At 61.9% G+C, this 16,310-nt stretch carries 16 protein-coding genes; 7 read left to right on the plus strand and 9 right to left on the minus strand.

Annotated features, from left to right (window positions below):
- Nucleotides 1–51: 51 nt before the first annotated feature.
- The gene (locus ACI512_RS03165; protein ID WP_236379060.1) at nucleotides 52–609 is read left to right on the plus strand and encodes a DNA-3-methyladenine glycosylase I; all 558 of its coding nucleotides are present in this window, start codon (nucleotides 52–54) and stop codon (nucleotides 607–609) included.
- A 42-nt stretch (nucleotides 610–651) separates the two neighbouring features.
- The gene (locus tag ACI512_RS03170; RefSeq protein WP_012721461.1) at nucleotides 652–1,539 is read left to right on the plus strand and encodes a lysophospholipid acyltransferase; all 888 of its coding nucleotides are present in this window, start codon (nucleotides 652–654) and stop codon (nucleotides 1,537–1,539) included.
- A 134-nt stretch (nucleotides 1,540–1,673) separates the two neighbouring features.
- Here ACI512_RS03170 and ACI512_RS03175 read toward each other — a convergent pair whose 3' ends face one another.
- From ACI512_RS03175 to def, 5 genes are all read right to left on the minus strand, one after another.
- On the minus strand, nucleotides 1,674–1,985 hold the full coding sequence (locus ACI512_RS03175) for a tetratricopeptide repeat protein (protein ID WP_236379058.1): 312 nt from the start codon (nucleotides 1,983–1,985) through the stop codon (nucleotides 1,674–1,676).
- Nucleotides 1,986–2,125: 140 nt separating this feature from the next.
- Nucleotides 2,126–3,499: a Trk system potassium transporter TrkA gene (gene trkA / locus ACI512_RS03180; protein ID WP_012721463.1), complete on the minus strand. Its 1,374-nt coding sequence runs from the start codon at nucleotides 3,497–3,499 to the stop codon at nucleotides 2,126–2,128.
- Nucleotides 3,500–3,521: 22 nt separating this feature from the next.
- Nucleotides 3,522–4,832: a 16S rRNA (cytosine(967)-C(5))-methyltransferase RsmB gene (gene rsmB / locus ACI512_RS03185; protein ID WP_236379056.1), complete on the minus strand. Its 1,311-nt coding sequence runs from the start codon at nucleotides 4,830–4,832 to the stop codon at nucleotides 3,522–3,524.
- Nucleotides 4,829–5,782: a methionyl-tRNA formyltransferase gene (fmt, locus tag ACI512_RS03190; RefSeq protein ID WP_236379054.1), complete on the minus strand. Its 954-nt coding sequence runs from the start codon at nucleotides 5,780–5,782 to the stop codon at nucleotides 4,829–4,831. Before fmt ends, rsmB begins: the two co-directional genes overlap by 4 nt.
- 68 nt (nucleotides 5,783–5,850) lie before the next feature.
- Nucleotides 5,851–6,357 carry a peptide deformylase gene (gene def / locus ACI512_RS03195; RefSeq protein ID WP_005783383.1) on the minus strand — a complete coding sequence of 169 codons (507 nt, stop codon included), beginning with the start codon at nucleotides 6,355–6,357 and terminating at the stop codon, nucleotides 5,851–5,853.
- A 135-nt stretch (nucleotides 6,358–6,492) separates the two neighbouring features.
- Here def and ACI512_RS03200 point away from each other — a divergent pair, with 135 nt between their 5' ends.
- The 3 genes from ACI512_RS03200 to ACI512_RS03210 all read left to right on the plus strand — a co-directional run bounded on the left by ACI512_RS03200 (nucleotide 6,493) and on the right by ACI512_RS03210 (nucleotide 9,054).
- Nucleotides 6,493–7,284, plus strand: coding sequence for a peptidoglycan-binding protein (locus ACI512_RS03200; RefSeq protein WP_236379052.1), 792 nt, complete (start codon nucleotides 6,493–6,495; stop codon nucleotides 7,282–7,284).
- 63 nt (nucleotides 7,285–7,347) lie between these two features.
- Nucleotides 7,348–8,442, plus strand: coding sequence for a DNA-processing protein DprA (dprA, locus tag ACI512_RS03205; protein WP_236379050.1), 1,095 nt, complete (start codon nucleotides 7,348–7,350; stop codon nucleotides 8,440–8,442).
- A 54-nt stretch (nucleotides 8,443–8,496) separates the two neighbouring features.
- Nucleotides 8,497–9,054: an L-threonylcarbamoyladenylate synthase gene (locus ACI512_RS03210; RefSeq protein ID WP_012721468.1), complete on the plus strand. Its 558-nt coding sequence runs from the start codon at nucleotides 8,497–8,499 to the stop codon at nucleotides 9,052–9,054.
- A gap of 147 nt (nucleotides 9,055–9,201) precedes the next feature.
- Here the strand turns inward: ACI512_RS03210 and ACI512_RS03215 are convergent, their stop codons facing one another.
- The gene (locus ACI512_RS03215) at nucleotides 9,202–10,179 is read right to left on the minus strand and encodes a quinone oxidoreductase (RefSeq protein ID WP_236379043.1); all 978 of its coding nucleotides are present in this window, start codon (nucleotides 10,177–10,179) and stop codon (nucleotides 9,202–9,204) included.
- A gap of 159 nt (nucleotides 10,180–10,338) precedes the next feature.
- On the opposite strand from ACI512_RS03215, the gene hemF reads away from it, so the two are divergent.
- Both hemF and aroE read left to right on the plus strand, forming a co-directional pair.
- Nucleotides 10,339–11,271, plus strand: coding sequence for an oxygen-dependent coproporphyrinogen oxidase (hemF, locus tag ACI512_RS03220; RefSeq protein WP_236379041.1), 933 nt, complete (start codon nucleotides 10,339–10,341; stop codon nucleotides 11,269–11,271).
- A complete protein-coding gene (aroE, locus tag ACI512_RS03225) occupies nucleotides 11,271–12,089 on the plus strand; it encodes a shikimate dehydrogenase (protein WP_236379039.1) in 819 nt (272 codons plus the stop codon). The genes hemF and aroE overlap by 1 nt, the downstream gene beginning before the upstream one ends.
- A gap of 51 nt (nucleotides 12,090–12,140) precedes the next feature.
- Here aroE and ACI512_RS03230 read toward each other — a convergent pair whose 3' ends face one another.
- The 3 genes from ACI512_RS03230 to betC all read right to left on the minus strand — a co-directional run bounded on the left by ACI512_RS03230 (nucleotide 12,141) and on the right by betC (nucleotide 16,253).
- Complete coding sequence (locus tag ACI512_RS03230) at nucleotides 12,141–13,709, minus strand: SulP family inorganic anion transporter (protein WP_405121608.1); 1,569 nt, start codon at nucleotides 13,707–13,709, stop codon at nucleotides 12,141–12,143.
- A gap of 96 nt (nucleotides 13,710–13,805) precedes the next feature.
- Nucleotides 13,806–14,720 carry a choline ABC transporter substrate-binding protein gene (gene choX, locus ACI512_RS03235; protein ID WP_236379037.1) on the minus strand — a complete coding sequence of 305 codons (915 nt, stop codon included), beginning with the start codon at nucleotides 14,718–14,720 and terminating at the stop codon, nucleotides 13,806–13,808.
- Between the two features lie 18 nt (nucleotides 14,721–14,738).
- Nucleotides 14,739–16,253: a choline-sulfatase gene (gene betC, locus ACI512_RS03240; protein WP_236379034.1), complete on the minus strand. Its 1,515-nt coding sequence runs from the start codon at nucleotides 16,251–16,253 to the stop codon at nucleotides 14,739–14,741.
- Between the last annotated feature and the right edge of the window lie 57 nt (nucleotides 16,254–16,310).

Genomic DNA, 16,310 nt, shown 5'->3' on the forward strand with positions numbered 1-16,310 from the left:
AAAGAGCGGGAGTATACCCGATTCGGCCGCGCCACCATCCCCTGGAGCCTTATGCCACGCTGCTTTTGGTGTTCTGAAGATCCGCTGTACATGGCTTATCACGATCAGGAGTGGGGAACGCCGCTGCGCGATGCGCAGGGTCTGTTCGAGTTGCTTTTACTCGAAGGGTTCCAGGCGGGCCTGTCCTGGATCACCGTTTTACGCAAACGCGAGCATTATCGAAAGGTCTTGTTCGGTTTTGATGCGCAGCGGTTGGCAAAGCTGACCGATGCCGAAATTGAAGCGTTGATGCTGGATCCGGGCATCGTACGCAATCGCCTGAAGCTGAACGCCACCCGCCGCAACGCCGCCGCCTGGCTGGCGCTGGAGGACCCGGTCGGGTTGCTCTGGTCCTTCGTCGGCGGCGTGCCCAAGGTCAATCATTTCAAGGACCGCAGCGAGGTCCCGGCGATCACGCCGGAGGCTGAAACCATGAGCAAAGCCTTGAAAAAAGCCGGCTTTACCTTTGTCGGCCCCACCATCTGTTACGCGTTCATGCAGGCCTCGGGCATGGTCATGGACCACACCCAGGACTGCGACCGTTACGCGGACCTGGCCAACGCCGGTTAGAATGCCGGCTTTGCGCACCACACACACGATCAGGAGTGACCTGTGGAAAAGTTTAAAGGCGCCTTGCTGGTAGGCGCTCTTCGATTGTTTGCCTTGCTGCCCTGGCGCGCTGTACAAGCGGTCGGTACGGCGATTGGCTGGATCATGTGGAAAACCCCCAACCGTTCCCGCGACACGGTGCGGATCAACCTGTCCAAATGCTTCCCCGATATGGACCCGGCTGCACGCGAGCGCCTGGTTGGCCAGAGCCTGAAGGACATCGGCAAGTCCCTCACCGAAAGCGCCTGCGCCTGGATCTGGCCGGCCCAGCGCTCCATCGACCTGGTGCGCGAAGTCGAAGGCCTGGAAGTGCTGCACGAAGCCCTCGCCTCGGGCAAAGGCGTGGTCGGCATCACCAGCCACTTGGGCAATTGGGAAGTGCTGAACCACTTCTATTGCAGCCAGTGCAAACCGATCATTTTCTACCGGCCGCCGAAGCTCAAGGCAGTGGATGAGTTACTGCGCAAGCAGCGCGTGCAGTTGGGCAACCGCGTAGCGGCGTCGACCAAGGAAGGCATCCTCAGTGTGATCAAGGAAGTGCGCAAGGGCGGCCAGGTGGGAATCCCGGCCGATCCTGAGCCTGCTGAATCCGCCGGGATCTTCGTGCCGTTCTTCGCCACCCAGGCACTCACCAGCAAGTTTGTGCCGAACATGCTCGCCGGCCACAAGGCGGTGGGCGTGTTCCTGCATGCGCTGCGGCTGCCGGATGGCTCGGGCTACAAAGTGATCCTGGAAGCGGCGCCGGAAGACATGTACAGCACCGACACCGCCACGTCCTGCGCAGCGATGAGCAAGGTGGTGGAGCGATATGTCGGCGCTTATCCGAGCCAGTACATGTGGAGCATGAAGCGCTTCAAGAAACGCCCACCGGGTGAAGAGCGGTGGTACTGACTGCCACTGGTTCAGGACCAGAATAGGGCTAAATGTGGGAGGGGGCTTGCCCCCGATTGCGGCCTATCAGCTACAGATACATTGGCTGACACACTGCCATCGGGAGCAAGCCCCCTCCCACATTTGAATCCCACTCAGGCTTGGCGGTCGAGTTTTCTCAGGAACACCGTCATCTCTTTCTCGGCCTGTTTGTCGCCATGGGCCTGGGCCGCTTCGATACCCTTCTCCCACGCCTGTCGCGCGGCGTCACTGTCACTCTGCGCTTGGTGGGCCTTGCCCAACAACTTCCACGCCGCCGAATACTTCGGATCGAACTCGACGCACTTCTGCAAATGCTCCGCCGCCTTGGCGTTGTCCTTCAGGTCCAGATAACCCTTGCCCAAACCAAACCGCAGCAGCGCGTTATCCACACCCTTGGCGAGCATTTTTTCCAGGGAGTCGAGCATTTATTGTCACCTTGAGCGAAAGACGGCTGTTGTGGCGAGGGAGCTTGCTCCCGCTCGAGTGCGAAGCGCTCGCAAAATCTATGGGACCGCTACGCAGTCCAACGGGAGCAAGCTCCCTCGCCACAGTGGAATACTCCGATTTAGAAGAAGCTCAACCCCACGTGGAACAGTTTCTCCACATCGCGGATATGTTTTTTATCCACCAGGAACAAGATCACATGGTCACCGGTGGCGATCACCGTGTCGTCGTGGGCAATGATCACTTCTTCATCACGAATGATCGCGCCAATGGTGGTGCCCGGTGGTAGGCCGATATCGCGGATTGCCTTGCCGATCACCTTGCTCGATTTCGAGTCACCGTGGGCAATCGCCTCGATGGCTTCCGCCGCGCCCCGACGCAGGGAGTGCACGCTGACGATATCGCCACGGCGTACGTGGGCCAGCAGGGTGCCGATGGTGGCCAGCTGCGGGCTGATGGCGATGTCGATATCACCGCCCTGGATCAAGTCCACATAGGCCGGGTTGTTGATGATGGTCATCACCTTCTTCGCCCCCAACCGCTTGGCCAGCAGCGACGACATGATGTTGGCTTCGTCATCGTTGGTCAGGGCCAGGAAGATATCGGCGTCGGCGATGTTTTCTTCCATCAGCAGGTCGCGGTCCGAGGCGCTGCCTTGCAGTACGACGCTGCTGTCCAGGGTGTCGGATAGATGCCGGCAGCGTGCCGGGCTCATCTCGATGATCTTCACCTGGTAGCGGCTTTCGATGGCTTCGGCCAAGCGCTCGCCGATCTGCCCGCCACCCGCGATGACGATGCGTTTGTAGGTCTCGTCGAGGCGGCGCATTTCGCTCATGACGGCGCGAATATTCGCCTTGGCGGCGATGAAAAACACCTCGTCGTCAGCCTCGATCACCGTATCGCCCTGGGGCAGGATCGGGCGGTCACGGCGGAAAATCGCCGCGACGCGGGTTTCCACATTCGGCATGTGCTCACGCAACTGCCGTAGTTGCTGGCCCACCAGCGGGCCGCCGTAATAGGCCTTCACCGCGACCAGTTGCGCCTTGCCACCGGCAAAGTCGATCACCTGCAGGGCGCCGGGGATTTCGATCAGGCGCTTGATGTAGTGGGTGACCACTTGCTCCGGGCTGATCAACACGTCCACCGGAATCGCGTCGTTGTCGAACAGCCCGGCGCGGGTCAGGTAGGCCGCTTCGCGCACACGGGCGATCTTGGTCGGCGTGTGGAACAGCGTGTGGGCGACTTGGCAGGCGACCATGTTGGTTTCATCGCTGTTGGTCACGGCGACAAGCATGTCGGCATCATCCGCACCCGCCTGGCGCAGCACCGTCGGGAAAGACGCGCGGCCCTGCACCGTACGGATGTCCAGGCGGTCGCCGAGGTTGCGCAGGCGCTCGGCATCGGTGTCGACCACGGTGATGTCGTTGGCTTCGCTGGCCAAATGTTCAGCCAGCGTACCGCCGACCTGCCCTGCCCCAAGGATGATGATTTTCATCCGGTCACTCCCTTAAAACCATTCAGCCGCGCGCGGCGGCGATCTTGATCAGTTTGGCGTAGTAAAAGCCATCGTGTCCGCCTTCTTGCGCGAGCAATTGGCGGCCGTGGGGCTGCTTGATGCCGGCTGTGGTGGCAAGGTCCAGTTCCCGTGCGCCGCTGGTGCGGGCGAGAAAGGCTTCGATCACCTCGGTGTTTTCGGTCGGCAAGGTGGAGCAGGTGGCGTAAAGCAGGATGCCGCCGACGTCCAGGGTCGGCCACAGTGCGTCGAGCAGCTCGCCTTGCAGTGCGGCCAGGGCGGCGATGTCGTCGGGTTGGCGGGTGAGCTTGATGTCCGGGTGGCGACGGATCACACCGGTGGCTGAGCACGGCGCATCAAGCAGGATGCGCTGGAACGGTTTGCCGTCCCACCAGGTGGCAGTGTCGCGGCCGTCGGCAGCGATCAGCTCGGCACTGAGGCCCAGACGGGCGAGGTTTTCCCGTACGCGTATCAGGCGCTTGGCTTCCAGGTCGACAGCGACCACCCCGGGCAGGTCTTTTTCGACTTCCAGGATGTGGCAGGTCTTGCCGCCCGGTGCGCAGCAGGCGTCGAGCACGCGTTGGCCGGGCGCCAGGTCGAGCAGGTCGGCGGCCAGTTGCGCCGCTTCGTCCTGCACGCTGATCCAGCCTTCGGCAAAGCCCGGCAGGCTGCGGACGTCGGCGGCGGCTTCCAATACGATGCCGTCGACGCTGTACACGCACGGCGTGGCGTTGATACCGGCAGTGGTGAGCAGTTGCAGGTAGGCGTCACGGCTGTGGTGACGACGGTTGACCCGCAAAATCATCGGCGGGTGCGCATTGTTCGCCGCGCAGATGGCCTCCCATTGCTCAGGCCAGAACGCCTTCAGGGACTTTTGCAGCCAGCGCGGGTGGGCGGTGCGCACCACGGGGTCATGTTCCAGCTCGGCCAGCAGCGCTTCGCTTTCGCGCTGAGCGCGGCGCAGTACGGCGTTGAGCAAGGCTTTGGCCCAAGGCTTTTTCAGCTTGTCGGCGCAACCGACCGTCTCGCCAATCGCGGCGTGAGCGGGTACGCGGGTGTAGAGCAATTGGTAGAGGCCGACCAGCAGCAGCGCCTCGACATCCGCATCGGCCGCCTTGAAGGGTTTCTGCAACAACTTGGCCGACAGCGCCGACAAGCGTGGCTGCCAGCGCGCCGTGCCAAAGGCCAGGTCCTGGGTGAAGCCGCGATCGCGGTCTTCGACCTTGTCCAACTGCGTGGGCAACGAACTGTTCAGCGACGCCTTCCCGTTGAGGACGGCGGCGAGAGCCTTGGCGGCGGCCAGACGTGGGTTCATTGGGCGACCACTCCAAGGACAGTGCCCAGGGCGAATTTCTCACGACGGCTGTTGAACAAATCGCTGAAATTAAGCGCCTTGCCGCCAGGCAATTGCAGACGGGTCAGGCACAGCGCCTGTTCACCGCAAGCGACCAACAGGCCGTCCTTGCTGACGCCGATGATTTCACCGGGAGCGCCTGAGCCCTCGGCGAGGGTCGCGGCCAGCACTTTCAAGGCTTCGCCGTTGAGCGTGCTGTGGCAGATCGGCCACGGGTTGAAGGCGCGTACCAGGCGCTCCAGTTCCACCGCCGGGCGGCTCCAGTCGATGCGTGCTTCGTCTTTGTTCAGCTTGTGGGCGTAGGTGGCCAGGCTATCGTCCTGGACCTCGCCTTCCAAGGTGCCGGCAGCCAGGCCGGCGATGGCCTGGATCACGGCAGGCGGGCCCAGCTCGGCGAGGCGGTCGTGCAGGCTGCCACCGGTGTCTGCGGCGGTGATCGGGGTGGTGACTTTCAGCAGCATCGGGCCGGTGTCCAGGCCCGCCTCCATGCGCATTACGGTCACGCCGCTCTCGCTGTCACCGGCCTCGACGGCACGTTGGATCGGCGCCGCACCGCGCCAACGTGGCAGCAATGACGCATGGCTGTTGATGCAACCCAGGCGCGGGATATCCAGTACCGCTTGCGGCAGGATCAAACCGTACGCCACGACCACCAGCAAGTCCGGGTTCAGCGCCGCCAGCTCGGCCTGGGCCTCGGCGTTGCGCAAGGTCGGTGGTTGCAGCACGGGAATGTTGTGCTCCAGCGCCAACTGCTTCACCGGGCTCGGCATCAGTTTTTGCCCGCGCCCGGCCGGGCGATCCGGCTGGGTGTACACCGCGACAACGTCATAAGGGCTGGCGAGCAGCGCCTTGAGGTGTTCGGCGGCAAATTCGGGGGTACCGGCAAAAACAATGCGCAGTGGCTCGGTCATGGGAGGTCTCGGTTAAAAGCAGTCACAAAAGAAAAAGGCTTGCCGCAGCAAGCCTTTGGAAGGGGGCATCAAGCTTGCTGGCGATGCTTTTTTTCCAGCTTCTTCTTGATCCGGTCGCGCTTGAGCGTGGACAGGTAGTCGACAAACAGCTTGCCATTGAGGTGGTCGCATTCGTGCTGGATGCACACTGCCAGCAGCCCTTCGGCGATCAGTTCGAACGGCTTGCCGTCGCGGTCCAGAGCCTTGATTTTCACGCGCAGCGGGCGTTCGACGTTCTCGTAGAACTCCGGCACCGACAGGCAGCCTTCCTGGTATTCGCCCATCTCGTCGGTCAGCGGTTCGAACTCTGGGTTGATGTACACCCTTGGTTCGCTGCGATCTTCCGACAGGTCCATGACCACGACGCGAAGATGCACGTTGACCTGGGTCGCGGCGAGGCCGATGCCCGGCGCTTCATACATTGTTTCAAACATGTCATCGACCAACTGTCGAACCTTGTCGTCCACTACGGCCACCGGTTTGGCGATCGTGCGCAGGCGCGAGTCGGGGAATTCGAGGATGTTCAAAATAGCCATAAGCGTAATTGCTGCACATGTGAGGTAGAGGCAAATCGGCGTTGGGATGGACCCAAACAGCCGGTGTGAAACGTCCCGAGGCCGCGAAGGCTCTGGCATTTCACGCGAACGCACATAATAAAGGAGATTCACCCCATGAGGAAATCGCTACTCGTCTTGCTGCTGTGGGCCCCGCTTGCTATGGCCCCGCTTGCCATGGCCTTGGTGCCGCAGCCCGCCCAGCGCCTGGATCAACCGACGCAACAGGCCATCCAGCGCTTTTTACTGCATAACCGCATTCTTGATTCGCCCCACGACCTGGACAGCGCACCCTACATCGTCGCCGCGGATGCTGGCCGAGTGCTGGGCGCGAATGGTGAGCAGGTGTATGCCCGGGGCGTCCTGGACGCTTCCCAGCCAAGTTATGGAATATTCCGGCGAGGCAAGACCTACACAGACCCGCAAACCCGAGAGCTGTTGGGCATCAATGCCGACGACATCGGCACTGCCCGGTTCGTAACGGCGGGCGACCTCACCACCTTGGCCGTGCAGCGGGTCACCCAGGAAGTGCGCCCCGGTGATCGCCTGCTACGCGCGCAATCTTTCGTCGACCCGGCAACCCTTGCGGTCACGCCTACAGCACCATTCATCGAAGGGCAAATCATCGATATCCCCAAGGGTGTCACCCAGATCGGCGTACTCGACGCGATAACCCTGAATAAAGGCCGCCGCGACGGCCTGGTTGAGGGCCAACTGCTCAACGTGATCAAGACCGGCGCCAGCGTACGCGACAGCCTGACGGGCGCGCCAACCCAACTTCCTGATGAACGCGCCGGCACCCTGCTGGTATTTCGCACCTACGAAAAGCTCAGTTACGCCCTGGTGCTCAGTGCCACACGGCCGCTGGCCGTGACGGACCGTTTCGAGACTGCCCATCAAACACAATAAATAGCCTGCTAAATAAGTTACCAACAGAGTTATCCACAGCTTGTTCCGGTCAAGGATGATCAAATGAATCCGATAAACTGCCATGAAATATCCCCGTCAGAACTGGAAGCCCGACTACGCTTGCACAGGCTGCCTGAGCTGGGTCCGAAGCGTTTTCGCTTACTGATCGAAGCCTTCGGGTCTGCGTCAAAGGCCATCAGCGCGCCTGCCAGTGCCTGGCGTTCGTTGGGGGTGCCAGCCATCAGTGCCGATGCCCGGCGCAGCCATGAAATCCGCGACGGTGCCAGTGCGGCATTAGCCTGGCTGACGTGTCAGGGCCAGCATTTGCTGATGTGGGACCAGCCGGACTACCCCGCGCTGCTCGCCCAGATTGATGACGCGCCACCGCTGTTATTTGTCGCTGGCAACCCTCTGATCCTGGAAAAACCGCAACTGGCGATGGTCGGCAGTCGCCGTGCTTCTCGCCCCGGCATGGACACGGCGGCTGCGTTTTCCCGCAGTTTGGCGAGCGCCGGTTTTGTCATCACCAGCGGTCTTGCATTAGGCATCGACGGCGCAGCCCATCAAGCGGCATTGGATGTGGGCGGCCAGACAATCGGCGTGCTCGGCACCGGGCTCGAAAATTTTTATCCACAGCGCCACAAACGGCTGGCGGCGGCGATGATTGATCAGGGCAGCGCCGTGGTTTCCGAGTTTCCCTTGGACGCCCCGCCCCAAGCCGGCAACTTTCCCAGGCGGAATCGGATCATCAGTGGCCTGTCCCTGGGCGTGCTGGTGGTGGAAGCCAGCATGGCCAGTGGTTCGCTGATCACTGCGAAACTGGCGGCAGAACAGGGGCGCGAGGTGTATGCGATCCCCGGCTCCATCCATCATCCCGGTGCCAAGGGCTGTCACCAGTTGATCCGCGATGGCGCCGTGTTGGTGGAAACCATCGAGCACATCCTGGAGGGCTTGCGCGGTTGGCAGGCGCTGTCGCGCCCTACGCCGATGCCGGTCGTGCATCCACTGGTGGCGCTGCTGCACGCGGCGCCCCATACCAGTGAAGGCCTGGCGATTGCCAGCGGTAGGTCGTTGTCCCACGTGTTGGCGACCCTTACCGAGCTCGAGCTGGAAGGCCAAGTCATCTGCGAAAGCGGGCGCTGGCTTGCGCGCTGCTAGGTTTTGTAACGAAGATCGGTAAACTGCGCAGAGCTTTAGTCTGGAGAGTCAACAATGGTCAACCGGTGGCGTGTGCTGGAAACCGCACGAGAAATTCGCGCAGGCGCGGTGATTGCCTATCCAACCGAAGCGGTTTGGGGCCTGGGCTGCGATCCGTGGAACGAAGAAGCAGTGGACCGTTTGCTCGCCATCAAGAACCGTTCGGTGGACAAGGGCCTGATCCTGGTGGCGGACAACATCCGTCAGTTCGACTTCCTGTTCGAAGACTTCCCGCAGGATTGGATCGACCGCATGGCCAGCACTTGGCCTGGACCGAACACCTGGCTGGTGCCTCATCAGGGCCTGCTGCCGGAATGGGTGACTGGTGTGCACGACACCGTGGCGGTGCGGGTCACGGACCATCCGCTGGTGCGGGATCTGTGCTCGCTGGTGGGGCCGTTGATTTCCACCTCGGCCAACCCTCAAGGCCGCCCGGCTGCCCGCACGCGGATTCGCGTGGAGCAGTATTTCCGTGGGCAGGTGGATCTGGTGTTGGGTGGCGCCCTGGGTGGGCGCAAGAACCCAAGCCTGATTCGCGATCTGGTGACGGGTGAGGTGGTGCGGCCTTCGTAGCGCTTCTGTGGCGAGGGCGCTTGCTCCCGTTGGCCTGCGAAGCAGGCCCAAAGCCAGCGAATGCGGTTTATCTGAAAAAACATCATCGCCTGTTTTGGGGCCGCTTCGCGGCCCAACGGGAGCAAGCTCCCTCGCCACAAGGGGCCGTCAAGGCAGCAAAATTGTTGAGCCTGTGGTCCGGCGCCCCGACAACTCCGTCTGCGCCTTCGCCGCATCCGCCAGCGCATACCGCTGGTTGATATCAATGCGCACCTTGCCGCTCTTGATCATCGAGAACAGGTCATCCGCCATCGCTTGCAGGTTCTGCGGGTTGTTGGCATAGGTCGCCAGGGTAGGCCGGGTGACATACAGCGAGCCCTTGGCCGACAGAATCCCCAGATTCACCCCATCCACCGCGCCTGACGCGTTGCCGAAGCTCACCACCAGCCCGCGCGGCGCCACGCTGTCCAGCGAGGTCAGCCAAGTGTCCTTGCCGACGCCGTCGTACACCACCGGCACTTTTTTGCCGTCGGTCAATTCCAGCACGCGCTGTGCGACGTTTTCCTTGCTGTAGTCGATGGTTTCCCAGGCACCGAGGGCTTTGGCCACTGCGGCTTTTTCCGGCGAACTCACGGTACCGATCAACTTCACGCCCAGGGCCTTCGCCCATTGGCAAGCGAGCGAACCCACGCCACCAGCAGCGGCATGGAACAGAATGGTTTCACCGGCCTTCACTTCGTAGGTCTGGCGCAGCAGATACTGCACGGTCAGGCCCTTGAGCATGGCGCCGGCGGCTTGTTCGAAGCTGATGTCGTCCGGCAGGTGCACCAGATTGGCGGCGGGCAACACATGCAGTTGGCTGTAGGCACCCAGCGGGCCGCTGCCATAGGCCACGCGGTCGCCGACCTTGAATTGGGTGACTTCGCTGCCAACCGCGTCGACCACACCGGCGCCCTCTGCGCCCAACCCCGATGGCAATGCGGGCGGGGCGTACAGACCGCTGCGGAAATAGGTGTCGATGAAGTTCAGACCGATCGCCTCATTACGCACGCGCACCTGCTGCGGGCCCGGCTCCGTCGGGGTGTAGTCCACATACTCAAGCACTTCGGGGCCGCCATGGGCGCTGAACTGGATACGTTTTGCCATCTGCCTTCTCCTTGGGTCGAATTCGCGTAGCCCACTATCCCACTCCTAAGCTTGATCTTCGTCAACTGCGGCGCAATGGGGTGCAGTGGTATCCTGTGCGCCCATTTGCCGCCGATGCCCAATGGCCTCGCGTAGCTTTGCCCGATTCAAGGTGATGCCATGACTACCCGCACCGAGGCTGTAAAGGCCTACCTGCTTGACCTGCAAGACCGCATTTGCAGCGCCCTGGAAACCTTCGAGACGGACACTCGCTTTATCGAAGACGCCTGGACCCGGCCAGCTGGCGGCGGTGGTCGCACCCGTGTGATCGAAAAAGGTTCGGTGATCGAAAAAGGCGGCGTTAACTTTTCCCACGTGTTTGGCAGCGGTCTCCCACCCTCGGCCAGCGCGCACCGGCCTGAGCTGGCCGGCCGTGGCTTTGAGGCCCTGGGCGTGTCGCTGGTGATCCACCCGCACAACCCTCACGTCCCCACGTCCCACGCCAACGTACGGTTCTTCATCGCCGAAAAAGAAGGCGAAGAGCCGGTGTGGTGGTTTGGGGGCGGCTTCGACCTCACGCCTTACTACGGCAACGAAGAAGACTGCATCCACTGGCACCGCGTGGCCGAGCAGGCCTGTGCGCCGTTCGGTCCCGACGTGTACTCACGCTACAAGGCATGGTGCGACACCTACTTCCATATCAAGCACCGCAACGAACCTCGCGGCATCGGCGGCCTGTTCTTCGATGACTTGAACGAGTGGGACTTCGACACCTGCTTCGCCTTCATCCGCGCCATTGGCGACGCGTACATCGATGCTTACCTGCCGATCGTGCAACGCCGTAAGGCTATGGCCTATACCGAGCAACAGCGTCAGTTCCAAGAGTTTCGCCGCGGCCGCTACGTTGAATTCAACCTGGTCTACGACCGTGGCACCCTGTTCGGCCTGCAGTCGGGCGGGCGCACCGAGTCGATCCTGATGTCGCTGCCGCCGCAAGTGCGCTGGAGCTACGACTGGAAGGCCGAGGTCGGCAGCGAAGAAGCGCGCCTTACCGACTATTTCCTGCAAGACCGCGACTGGCTGGGCCTTACTGCGCCTAAGGCGGCGGTCTGATGGACCGTTATGTGGTGTTCGGCAACCCCATCGGCCACAGCAAGTCGCCGCTGATCCACCGTATGTTCGCCGAGCAGACCGGCGAGCAACTGGACTACAGCACCTTGCTGGCGCCTTTGGAGGATTTCACCGGCTGTGCCCGTAAGTTTTTTCAAGAGGGTCGTGGCGCCAACGTCACCGTGCCGTTCAAGGAAGACGCCTACCGCCTGGCCAACAGCCTCACCCAACGCGCTCAACGCGCGGGAGCGGTGAACACCCTGAGCAAGCTGGCCGATGGCAGCTTGCTGGGCGACAACACCGACGGCGCCGGCCTGGTGCGCGACCTCAAGGTCAACGCCGGGCTGAGCCTGCGAGGCAAGCGCATCCTGCTGCTGGGCGCCGGTGGCGCGGTACGTGGCGCGCTGGAGCCGTTACTGGCCGAGCAGCCTGCCTCGCTGATCATCGCCAACCGCACTGTGGAAAAGGCCGAGTTGCTCGCCGAGTTGTTCGACGATCTGGGCCCGGTGTCTGCCAGCGGTTTCGATTGGCTGCGTGAGCCGGTGGACGTGATCATCAACGCCACGTCCGCCAGCCTGTCAGGCGATGTACCGCCGATTGCCGGCAGCTTGATCGAACCGCGTAAGACGTTTTGCTACGACATGATGTATGCCAAGGAACCGACAGCGTTCTGCCGCTGGGCGACTGAACAAGGCGCGACGGTGGCGATGGATGGTTTAGGGATGTTGGTGGAACAGGCAGCGGAAGCGTTCTTCCTGTGGCGCGGTGTGCGTCCGAAGTCGGCGCCGGTGTTGGCCGAATTGCGCCGCCAATTGGCCTAACCCCAATTCAATGTGGGAGGGAGCAAGCCCCCTCCCACAGTTGAACTGCATTCAGTCTTGAAAGTGAATGGGGCATTGGTCGGCCCCTTCCAGTTTCCTCAACTCTTCCACCACTTGCGGCCTGGCCCGGCGCAACGTCAGGCTACGCCCCAAGCCCTTCAAGCGCCGCGCCTCCTGGTGCAGCATCTCCACCCCGGAATAGTCGATAAAGTTGATCTGCTGCGCCTCGATCACCACCCGCTCGCCTTGTAAACGTTGGAGGCGCACTTGCAGGTAGTGGCTGGCGCCGAAAAAGATCGAGCCGCCCACCCGCAACACATCCTCATCGCCATCGCGCCATTGCTGAACACGTGGTTGCGAGGTGCGCTTGAGGTAGAAGAACAGCGACGCCAGCACCCCGGCATAAATCGCGGTTTGCAGCTCCAAGAGCAAGGTGGCGACGCACGTCAGGCCCATCACCACAAACTCGGCGCGACTGACGCGGAACAACGCACGAATGCCGCGATGGTCCACCAACCCCCAGCAAATCAGCAGGATGCTCGCGGCCATGCTCGGGATCGGAATGTGTGCGATCAGCGCCGCACCAAACAATGCGAACAACGCCACCCACAGTGCGGAAAACATCCCGGCCAACGGCGAGCACGCGCCCGCCTCATAACTGAGGCCCGAGCGCGTAAACGAACCGGCTGACAAGTAGCCGGAGAAAAAGCCGCCAACGATATTGGATAAACCCTGCGCGCGAACCTCTTGGTTGGCATCGAGCAATTGTTGCGAACGCGCCGACAGCGAGCGGGCAATCGACAGGCTGGTCACCAGCCCGAGCATGCCCACCGCCACGGCGCTGGGCAGCAGGCGCAGGATCATGTCCAGGTCCATGGGCAACGGGCTGAACGGCGGCAGCTTGCCAATAAACGAACTGACCAGCGCCACATGCCCGAACATCGCCGGCCACAACCACGCCACCAGGCTGCCCAACGCCAGCGCGATCAACAGCGTCGGCCAGCGGGGCACCAGGTACTTGAGCAGTGCGCCCACCAGCAGAGTTCCCAGCCCCAGGGCAAGGGATGCATGGTCCCATTCGCCGCTGTGGTGGATCAGTGCCAGCAGGCTATTGATCGCCGTGGCCTGGCTCGGCAGATCCAGCCCCAACAGGTTGGGCAACTGCCCCAGGGCAATCACCACGGCGGCGCCCAGGGTGAAACCGAGCACCACCGAATGGGAGACGAAATTCACCAGCGCGCCGAAGCGCAGCATGCCCAGCAGCCACTGGAAAACCCCGGCGAGGAAGGTGAGCAGCAAAATCAGGGTGATGTAGTCCTGGGAGCCCGGCACGGCCAAGGGACTGACGCTGGCATACAGCACAATGGAAATAGCCGCCGTAGGCCCGCAGATCAGGTGCCAGGATGAACCCCAGAGGCACGCGATCAGCACCGGGATGATCGCAGCGTACAGGCCATATTCGGGGGGCAGGCCGGCGATCAGTGCGTAGGCAATCGACTGCGGCAACGCGAGAACCGCGCCACTGAGGCCGACGATTGCATCCCGGCCGACGCTGGCGCGGGTTTGGCGCGGGAGCCAGCTGAGGAAGGGGAACAGTGTATGGCGGTTGGGCCGGGGCATCGCAGACTCGGTTTAAAGGTTTGGCGCAGAATATCAGTCCAGATCAGTTCCCGTGGGAGAGGGCTTGCCCCTCCCACATCTGGATTGCATCAAGCGTTAGAGTTTGGCTTTAACTGCAGAGAGTGCGTCTTTGCCGTCCAGTGTTTTTACACCCTCCAGCCACTTGTCCAATACCGCCGGGTTGGCTTTGATCCACGCCTTCGCCGCCTCGGCGTTGCTGACCTTGTTAGTGGCCACCTGCGCCATGATTGCGTTCTCCATCTCCTGGGTAAAGCTCAGGTTGGTCAGCAGTTTCCCTACATTCGGGCAGGCCTGTGCATAGCCCTTGCGGGTCAAGGTATACACACTGCCGGTGTCACCAAAATATTTCTCGCCACCCTTGAGGTAGTGCATTTTCAATTGCACGTTCATCGGGTGCGGGGTCCAGCCGAGGAAGGTCACGAATTTCTGCTTCTTAACAGCCCGTGATACTTCGGCGAGCATCGCCTGTTCGCTGGATTCCACCAGCTTCCACTGGCCGAGATCAAAGTCGTTTTTCTTGATGATTTCCTGCAACGAGATATTTGCAGGTGCACCGGAGCCGATGCCGTAGATCTTCTTGTCGAACTTGTCGGCAAATGTGTTCAAGTCGGCGAAGTCATGCACCCCGGCGTCCCACACATAGTCCGGCACGGCGAGGGTGAACTCGGTGCCGTCGAGGTTTTTCGCCAGTTGCACCACATCGCCATTAGCCACGAACTTGTCGTAGAAGCCTTGCTGCGCCGGCATCCAGTTACCCAGGAACACATCCACCTGGCCGTCCTTGAGCCCCCCGAAGGTGATCGGGACCGCGAGGGTGTCGACCTTGGCCTTGTAGCCCATGCCGGTCAGCAAAAAACCGGTAATGGCATTGGTGGCCGCAATATCGCTCCAGCCTGGATCGGCCATCTTTACCGTTTCGCAGCTGGCGTCCGCGTACACGTTGGCGCTACTCAGTACCAACATACCCAACACCACAGTTAACTTTTGCATGGCCTTCCCTCTGACTATTTATTGGTTTTGGCAGGGTTGTGGATAACGTGCCTTGCGCTCCAGGTCGTCGAGGTCGATATGGTTGCGCATGTATTGCTGACTGGCGTCCACCCGTGGCTGGTGATCCCAGCTCTTCAGCTTGCCTTGGGTCAGTGCTTCAAACACCAGACGGCGGCGGCGTTGGCTGGCGAGCACCTGTTGGTGGATCGCCGGGATGTCCCATTTGGCCCGCGCCTCGTCCAGGAAGGCTGCAAACAGCGCCTGATGCGGCGGCGACTGGCTGAGTTCTTCCTGTTCCCGAGGGTCGTTGTGTACATCGAACAGTAGACAAGGGTCGTCTTCGCTGTAGATGAATTTGTAGGCGCCACGGCGAATCATCATCAGCGGGCTGATGGTGCCTTCGGCCATGTATTCGCCGAACACCTCGTCGTGCCCGCCCTGCCCTTGCAGGTGCGGGACCAGCGAACGGCCGTCCAGCGGCAGGCGCGGGTCCAGCTCGCCGCCGGCCAGTTCCACCAGGGTCGGCAACAGGTCGGCGGTGGACACGGCTTTGGACACGCGGCCTGCCGCGAATTGCCTCGGCGCACTCACCAGCAGCGGCACGCGGGCGGCCATTTCAAACCAGTGCATTTTGTACCAGAGGCCGCGCTCGCCGAGCATGTCGCCGTGGTCGCCGGAGAAGATGATGATCGTGTCGTCGGCCAGGCCGGTGTCTTCCAGGGTTTGCAGGAGCTTGCCGACATTGCTGTCGATGTAGCTGCACGCGCCGAAGTAGGCACGGCGGGCATCACGGATCTTATCCACAGGCAGCGGCTTGTCCCATAGGTCGTAGACCTTGAGCAGGCGCTGGGAGTGTGGATCGAGATCGCCCTGCGCGGGCGTTGTAGGCAAAGGGATGTCGGCGTCGTCGTACAGGTCCCAGAACGGCTTGGGAATCGTGTAGGGGTCGTGGGGGTGGGTCATCGACACGGTGAGGCAGAACGGCTGGTCGCCGTCCTCGCGGATATGGTCGAACAGGTATTGCTGGGCCTTGAACACCACCTCTTCGTCGAAATCCAGCTGGTTGGTGCGCACGCACGGCCCGGCTTGCAGCACCGACGACATGTTGTGGTACCAGGTGGGGCGCACGTCCGGCTCGTCCCAGTTGACGGCCCAGCCATAGTCGGCGGGATAGATGTCGCTGGTCAGGCGCTCTTCATAACCATGCAGTTGGTCTGGCCCGCAGAAATGCATCTTGCCCGATAACGCCGTGCGGTAACCGAGGCGGCGCAGGTAGTGGGCGTAGGTCGGCACATCGGCGGGGAAATCGGCGGCGTTGTCGTAGGCGCCGATCTTGCTCGGCAATTGCCCGCTCACCAGCGTAAAGCGCGAGGGTGCGCACAACGGGCTGTTGCAGTAGGCAGCCTCGAACACCACGCCCTGGGCGGCGAGGCGGCTCAGGTTCGGCAACTGGATCGGGGAAGGTCCGTAGAACGGCAGCATCGGCGCGGCCATTTGATCGGCCATGATGAAAAGAATGTTCTTGCGCTTCATGATCTATCGGCATTCCATAGGCGGTGTTTATGCGAATGAGCATGCAGCCCATGGAAA

The organism is Pseudomonas petroselini, assembly GCF_045037875.1.
Lineage (GTDB): Bacteria > Pseudomonadota > Gammaproteobacteria > Pseudomonadales > Pseudomonadaceae > Aquipseudomonas > Aquipseudomonas petroselini.

Bases quoted from the DNA above. Each gene is read 5' to 3' on its own strand.
- hemF (WP_236379041.1), top strand. From the start codon at position 10,339: ATGACTACCCGCACCGAGGCTGTAAAGGCCTACCTGCTTGACCTGCAA.
- trkA (WP_012721463.1), bottom strand. From the start codon at position 3,499: ATGAAAATCATCATCCTTGGGGCAGGGCAGGTCGGCGGTACGCTGGCT.
- rsmB (WP_236379056.1), bottom strand. From the start codon at position 4,832: ATGAACCCACGTCTGGCCGCCGCCAAGGCTCTCGCCGCCGTCCTCAAC.
- aroE (WP_236379039.1), top strand. From the start codon at position 11,271: ATGGACCGTTATGTGGTGTTCGGCAACCCCATCGGCCACAGCAAGTCG.
- ACI512_RS03230 (WP_405121608.1), bottom strand. From the start codon at position 13,709: ATGCCCCGGCCCAACCGCCATACACTGTTCCCCTTCCTCAGCTGGCTC.
- fmt (WP_236379054.1), bottom strand. From the start codon at position 5,782: ATGACCGAGCCACTGCGCATTGTTTTTGCCGGTACCCCCGAATTTGCC.
- ACI512_RS03210 (WP_012721468.1), top strand. From the start codon at position 8,497: ATGGTCAACCGGTGGCGTGTGCTGGAAACCGCACGAGAAATTCGCGCA.
- ACI512_RS03175 (WP_236379058.1), bottom strand. From the start codon at position 1,985: ATGCTCGACTCCCTGGAAAAAATGCTCGCCAAGGGTGTGGATAACGCG.
- betC (WP_236379034.1), bottom strand. From the start codon at position 16,253: ATGAAGCGCAAGAACATTCTTTTCATCATGGCCGATCAAATGGCCGCG.
- ACI512_RS03165 (WP_236379060.1), top strand. From the start codon at position 52: ATGCCACGCTGCTTTTGGTGTTCTGAAGATCCGCTGTACATGGCTTAT.
- ACI512_RS03215 (WP_236379043.1), bottom strand. From the start codon at position 10,179: ATGGCAAAACGTATCCAGTTCAGCGCCCATGGCGGCCCCGAAGTGCTT.
- choX (WP_236379037.1), bottom strand. From the start codon at position 14,720: ATGCAAAAGTTAACTGTGGTGTTGGGTATGTTGGTACTGAGTAGCGCC.
- def (WP_005783383.1), bottom strand. From the start codon at position 6,357: ATGGCTATTTTGAACATCCTCGAATTCCCCGACTCGCGCCTGCGCACG.
- ACI512_RS03200 (WP_236379052.1), top strand. From the start codon at position 6,493: ATGAGGAAATCGCTACTCGTCTTGCTGCTGTGGGCCCCGCTTGCTATG.
- dprA (WP_236379050.1), top strand. From the start codon at position 7,348: ATGAATCCGATAAACTGCCATGAAATATCCCCGTCAGAACTGGAAGCC.